This is a genomic window from Rhizobacter sp. P1_G5, assembly GCF_056405435.1.
Genome location: NZ_JBFUCB010000378.1, coordinates 1 through 5,971 on the forward strand (window position 1 = coordinate 1; position 5,971 = coordinate 5,971).

Below are 5,971 nucleotides of genomic sequence, written 5' to 3' on the forward strand. Positions count from 1 at the left end.
CCCCTACGGCTTCGCGAGCCGCTTCGAGGGCACCCCGGGCAGCAACCCCGAGGAACTGCTCGGTGCGGCGCACGCCGCCTGTTTCACGATGGCGCTGTCGCTGATCCTCGGTGAAGCCAAGCTGCGCGCCGAGAAGATGGACACGACCGCCAAGGTCACGCTGGAGCAGGTGGAAGGCGGCTACGCGATCAGCGCGGTCCACCTGACGCTGAAGGCCAACGTGCCGGGCGCCGACAACGCCACGTTCCAGGAGCTGGCGGCGAAGGCGAAGGCCGGATGCCCGGTGTCGAAGCTGCTGAAGGCGGACATCTCGCTGGAGGCGACGCTGGTCTGAGCCGCGCCTGCCCGCATGTCGCGGCGATGTCCTACACGCTCGTCGGAATCAACCCACGGTGCCCGCAAAGGGCGCCCCCTACAGTGAGGCTGCGCCGGGATCGCAGAGTCCCGGACGGCACCCACCACTGGAGGTAGCGATGAAACGAGGGATGGTCATTGCGGGGTTCGAGGTGCACGCGGACGAGGGCTTGCGGGACATTCCCGCGGGTGCGTGCTGGGTCATCGAAGGCGCGCTGTGGGTCAAGCTGGTCTGGCATGCCGATGGCGACCGCCAGGCTGTGACGCTGTCGCTGCGCGAGTACCAGTMGTGCCTGCAGCGCGGCTGCATCCGCTTCGAGTCGGCGCCGTCGTTCAGCGAATCCGTGCGTAGACCCTTGAGTCTCGCAACATGCCGTCCGGTGTGATGCGGTCGTTGCGCCGCGTGCCTTCCAGCGTGTAGCCGGCACGCTCGCAGACCCGCCAGCTGGCGATGTTGCCGGCGTCGGGCAAGGCCTCGACCCGGCGCATGCCGAGCGGGCCGAACGCCAGGTCGGTGATGGCTTGCGCCGCCTCGGTGACGAGCCCGCGGCCGGTGAACGCCGAGTGCGCCCAGTAGCCGATCTCGCACTTGGGCACCGCCCAGTCGAACGCATGCAGGCTGCCGATGCCGACCAGCGTGTCGCTGCCCTTCAGGAGCAGCAGCATCGGCATCATCGAGCGCATCATGAAATGCGCGCGCCCTTCGCGGCAGAACTGCTCGGCGCTGGCTAGCGTCGGTTCGGCCATCGCCCACGGCAGCGAGGCCGGGAACGCGCGCAACGCGTCGAGCGACGCGACGATCGCCTCATGCAAGCGCGGCCCGTCGCCGGACTGCGGGCAGCGGATCGTCAGGCGCGGGCTGTCGAAGCGGTCGGGAACGTCGCGAAGCGAGGGGATCGTCATGGCAGCGATGATGACGACCCGGTCGCGCGCCGGCCGCCTGGCGGGCGCAACGGCGTACGGGGATGCGAACGTTTCAGCGCGGCGACCAGCGCCACTCCTTCACCTCGGGCAGGTCGTCGCCGTGCTCGCACACCCATTCCCGGTGCCGGCGCAGCGTCGCCGCCAGCCGCTCGGCCTCGGCCGGTACCCGGTCGGCCAGGCGCGGCACGCGGCGGATCGCGTCGAATGCCAGCTGGTAGCGGTCGAGCTGGTTCAGCACCACCATGTCGAACGGCGTCGTCGTCGTGCCTTCCTCGCAGTAGCCGCGCACGTGGATGTTCGCGTGGTTGCGGCGCCGGTAAGTCAGCTTGTGCACCAGCGACGGGTAGCCGTGGAACGCGAACACCACCGGCCGGTCGGCGGTGAAGATCGCATCGAAGGCCTCGTCGGTCAGCCCGTGCGGGTGCTCCCCCGGCGGCTGCAGCGCGAACAGGTCGACGACGTTGACCACGCGCACCCGCAGGTCGGGCACGTAGTCGCGCAGCAGCGTCACCGCGGCCAGCGTCTCGAGCGTCGGCACGTCGCCGGCGCAGGCCATCACGACGTCCGGCTCGCCGGCGCTGCCGGCCCAGTCCCAGGTGCCGGCGCCGGTGCGGCAGTGCCGCGTCGCCGCGTCGACGTCGAGCCACTGCCAGGCCGGCTGCTTGCCGGCGACGATCACGTTGACGTAGTTGCGGCTGCGCAAGCAGTGGTCGGCCACCGACAGCAGGCAGTTCGCATCGGGCGGCAGGTAGATGCGCACCACGTCGGACTTCTTGTTCGCGACGTGGTCGATGAACCCCGGATCCTGGTGCGAGAAGCCGTTGTGGTCCTGGCGCCAGACGTGCGACGTGAGCAGGTAGTTCAACGAGGCGATCGGCTGCCGCCACGGGATGTTCCGGCAGGTCTTCAACCACTTGGCGTGCTGGTTGAACATCGAGTCGATGATGTGGATGAAGGCCTCGTAGCAGGAGAACAGCCCGTGCCGGCCGGTCAGCAGGTAGCCCTCGAGCCAGCCTTCGCACAGGTGCTCGCTGAGCACCTCCATCACGCGGCCGTCGGTGCCGAGGTTCGGGTCGACCTCGTCGATGCGCGCGAGCCATTGCTTGCCCGACACCTCGTACACCGCGTCCAGCCGGTTCGAGGCGGTCTCGTCGGGGCCGAACAGCCGGAAGTTGCGCGCCGCCAGGTTGCGCCGCACCAGCTCGCGCAGGAACTCGCCGAGCACGCGGGTCGACTCGGCCTGCACCGCGCCGGGCTGCGGCACCGCGACCGCATGCTCGCGGAACGACGGCATCGCGAGCGGCTGCAGCAGCTCGCCGCCGTTGGCATGCGGGTTCGCGCTCATGCGGCGCGCGCCGGTGGGGCCGAGCGCTGCCAGTTCGTCGCGCAGCCGGCCGTCGGCATCGAACAGCTCCTGCGGCCGGTAGCTGCGCAGCCACGCGTCGAGCTGCGCGAGGTGCTCCGGCGTCTTCACGTCGGCCAGCGGCACCTGGTGCGCCCGCCAGGTGCCTTCGACCGGCTTGCCGTCGACGGTCTTCGGGCCGGTCCAGCCCTTGGGCGTGTCGAGCACGATCATCGGCCAGCGCGGCCGCTCGACCGGGCCGCCGGCGCGCGCGCGCTGCTGGATCGCGCGGATCTCGGCCACCACGCGGTCGAGCGTCGCGGCGAGCTGCTGGTGCACCTGCGCCGGATCGCTGCCGGTCACGAAGTGCGGCGCGTAGCCATAGCCGCGCATCAGCTGCTCGAGTTCGTCGCGGCCGATGCGCGCGAGCAGCGTCGGGTTCGCGATCTTGTAGCCGTTCAGGTGCAGGATCGGCAGCACCGCACCATCAGTCGCCGGGCTCAGGAACTTGTTCGAATGCCAGCTCGCGGCCAGCGGGCCGGTCTCGGCCTCGCCGTCGCCGATCACGCAGGCGACGATCAGGTCCGGGTTGTCGAACGCGGCACCGTAGGCGTGCGCAAGCGAGTAGCCGAGTTCGCCGCCTTCGTGGATCGAGCCGGGCGTCTCCGGCGCCACGTGGCTCGGGATGCCGTACGGCCACGAGAACTGGCGGAACAGGCGGCGCATGCCGTCGCGGTCGCGCGTGATGGTCGGATAGCGCTCGGTGTACGAGCCCTCGAGCCAGGCGCTGGCGACCAGCCCCGGGCCACCGTGGCCGGGGCCGATCACGTAGATCATGWCGAGGCCGTGCGCAGCGATCACGCGGTTCAGGTGCGCGTACAGCAGGTTCAGGCCGGGCGTCGTGCCCCAGTGGCCGAGCAGGCGCGGCTTCACATGGGCTCGCGTCAGCGGCTCGTCGAGCAGCGGGTTGTCGCGCAGGTAGATCTGCCCGACCGACAGATAGTTGGCGGCGCGCCACCACGCATCGATGCGCTGCAGCTGCTCGGGCGACAGCGGCCCGGCCGGATGCCCGGCGGTGGTCATGGCGGAGTCGTTCATCGGATTCCTCCTTGCAGCGCCGATGATGGGCCGACGGGCGCCGGCCGACTATGCTGCAGATCAATACCCGCACTGAAGGCCTGCCGCGATGGAACCCCTGCTGCTCACGCTGAACGCCGGCTCGTCGTCGATCAAGCTCGGGTTGTTCCGCCTCGGCGGCGACGGGCCGTCACCGGTCGGCCGCGGCCGGCTCGACCTGCAGCAGGTGCCGCTCGTGCTGTCGCTCGAGCGCGAAGGCCGCCATGCCGAATGGCCGCTGCAGGCCCCGGTGACCGAGTCGCTGCACGAGGTGGCCGACGCGATGCTCGATGCGCTCGAGCGCGACGGCGTGCTGGCCGGCCTGCACGCGGCAGGGCACCGCGTCGTGCATGGCGGCCTGCAGCACCGCGGGCCGGTGCGCATCGACGATGCGACGCTGGCCGCGCTCGACGCGTTGACGCCGCTCGCGCCGCTGCACCAGCCGCACAGCCTGCGCCTGATCCGGGCGCTGCGGCGGCTGCGGCCGGCGCTGGTGCAGACGGCATCGTTCGACACCGCGTTCCACCTGACGCAGGACCCGCTCGCGCGCCGCTTCGCGCTGCCGCGCGCGCTGCATGACGAGGGCGTGCAGCGCTACGGTTTCCACGGGCTGTCGTATGCCTTCATCGCGCGCGAGCTGGCACGGCTCGCGCCGCAGGTGGCCGGCGGGCGCGTGGTGGTCGCGCACCTGGGCAGCGGCGCCAGCCTGTGCGGGCTGCGCGCGGGCCGCAGCATCGACACCAGCATGGGCTTCTCGGCGCTGGACGGCGTGCCGATGGGCACGCGCTGCGGTGCGCTCGATGCCGGCGTGCCGCTGTACCTGATGCAGCAGCGCGGCCTGTCGCACGGCGAGATCGAGGACCTGCTGTACCACCGCTCGGGGCTGCTCGGCGTGTCGGGGCTCAGCGCCGATGCACGCACGCTGCGCGACAGCGATGCGCCGGCCGCGCGCGAGGCGCTCGCGCTGTTCGCGCTGCGCTGTGCGGGCGAGGCGGCGCGCATCGCCACCACGCTCGGCGGGCTCGACGCGCTGGTATTCACCGCCGGCATCGGCGAGCACGATGCAGCGCTGCGCGCCGCCGTGTGCGAGCGGCTCGGCTGGCTGGGCGCCGCGGTCGACGGCGATGCGAACGCGCGCCATGCGCTGCGCATCGACGTGCCCGGCAGCCGGGTGGCGTTGTTCGTGATCGCGACCGACGAGGAACGCACGATCGCCGACGAGGCCTGGGCCGTGCTGCGTTGACCCCTGCGCGAGCAGCTGCGGGTACGATGCGCGCCTCCGCCCGAAAGCCGAAAGGTTTGCCCGTGAAACTTGCCACCTGGAACGTCAACTCCCTCGCGGTGCGCCTGCCGCAGCTGATCGACTGGCTTGCGCAGCACCAGCCCGACGCGCTGGTGCTGCAGGAAACAAAGCTCACCGACGACAAGTTCCCGTCTGCCGAGATCGAGGCGGCCGGCTACCAGGTGCAGTGGTTCGGGCAGAAGACGTACAACGGCGTCGCGCTGTTGTCGCGCACGGTGGCGAGCGACATCGTCAAGAACATTCCCGGCCACGACGACGAGCAGGCGCGCGTGATCGCCGGCACGGTCAACGGCATCCGCGTGGTGGGTGCCTATATTCCGAACGGGCAATYGGTCGAGAGCGACAAGTTCCAGTACAAGCTGAAGTGGTTGACGGCGCTGCGCACCTGGCTGGCCGACGAGCTGACGCGCCACACCCACCTGGTGCTGATGGGCGACTACAACATCGCGCCGGAAGACCGCGACGTGTACGACCCGGTCGCGTGGGCCGGGCAGGTGCTGTGCACGCCTGAAGAACGCGCGCATTTCGCGGGGCTGCTGTCGCTCGGGCTGCACGACTCGTTCCGCCTGTTCGAGCAGCCGCCGAAGAGCTGGAGCTGGTGGGACTACCGCAACCTCGCGTTCCGCAAGAACCAGGGGCTGCGCATCGACCACATCCTGGTGAGCGATGCCCTGAAGGGCCAGGTCAAGTCATGCGTGATCGACAAGCCGACGCGCAAGAACGAGCGGCCGAGCGATCACGCTCCGGTGATTGCTGAGCTCTCGTGATTCTTTCTGGGCGGACGTCTGCGTTGCAAAGGCGAGTGGGGGAGTCTGTGGCTCGCCGGCCGGTTCGGTCATCGCCCCGGGGGGCGATGACTCCCCTGCGCTGACTGGTTTCGCGGCCCGTCGTCGAAACTCCCTCCACTCACTTCGTTCGTTGTGGTCAAACAG

The 5,971-nt window shown here is 70.4% G+C and carries 6 protein-coding genes; 4 read left to right on the top strand and 2 right to left on the bottom strand.

What is annotated here, in order from left to right; genetic code table 11:
• Together AC1D12_RS22240 and AC1D12_RS22245 are read left to right on the top strand one after the other, a co-directional pair.
• Nucleotides 1-334: OsmC family peroxiredoxin (locus tag AC1D12_RS22240; RefSeq protein WP_477842897.1), on the top strand; the 334-nt coding region annotated here is incomplete at its 5' end.
• Between the two features lie 139 nt (nt 335-473).
• Nucleotides 474-740 (top strand): hypothetical protein, encoded by a 267-nt coding sequence (locus AC1D12_RS22245; RefSeq protein WP_477842899.1) that lies wholly within the window; start codon nt 474-476, stop codon nt 738-740.
• On the opposite strand, the gene AC1D12_RS22250 is transcribed toward AC1D12_RS22245, so the two are convergent.
• The gene (locus AC1D12_RS22250) at nt 688-1,257 is read right to left on the bottom strand and encodes a GNAT family N-acetyltransferase (RefSeq protein WP_477842901.1); all 570 of its coding nucleotides are present in this window, start codon (nt 1,255-1,257) and stop codon (nt 688-690) included. The two genes, AC1D12_RS22245 and AC1D12_RS22250, sit on opposite strands and share 53 nt — an antisense overlap.
• Nucleotides 1,258-1,330: 73 nt before the next feature.
• Nucleotides 1,331-3,703 carry a phosphoketolase family protein gene (locus AC1D12_RS22255; protein WP_477842907.1) on the bottom strand — a complete coding sequence of 791 codons (2,373 nt, stop codon included), beginning with the start codon at nt 3,701-3,703 and terminating at the stop codon, nt 1,331-1,333.
• 103 nt (nt 3,704-3,806) lie between these two features.
• Between AC1D12_RS22255 and AC1D12_RS22260 the strand changes: the two genes are divergently transcribed.
• Together AC1D12_RS22260 and xth are read left to right on the top strand one after the other, a co-directional pair.
• Nucleotides 3,807-4,979, top strand: a complete 1,173-nt coding sequence (locus AC1D12_RS22260) for an acetate/propionate family kinase (protein ID WP_477842903.1) — start codon at nt 3,807-3,809, stop codon at nt 4,977-4,979.
• 62 nt (nt 4,980-5,041) lie between these two features.
• On the top strand, nt 5,042-5,806 hold the full coding sequence (gene xth / locus AC1D12_RS22265) for an exodeoxyribonuclease III (RefSeq protein ID WP_477842905.1): 765 nt from the start codon (nt 5,042-5,044) through the stop codon (nt 5,804-5,806).
• Nucleotides 5,807-5,971: the final 165 nt, after the last annotated feature.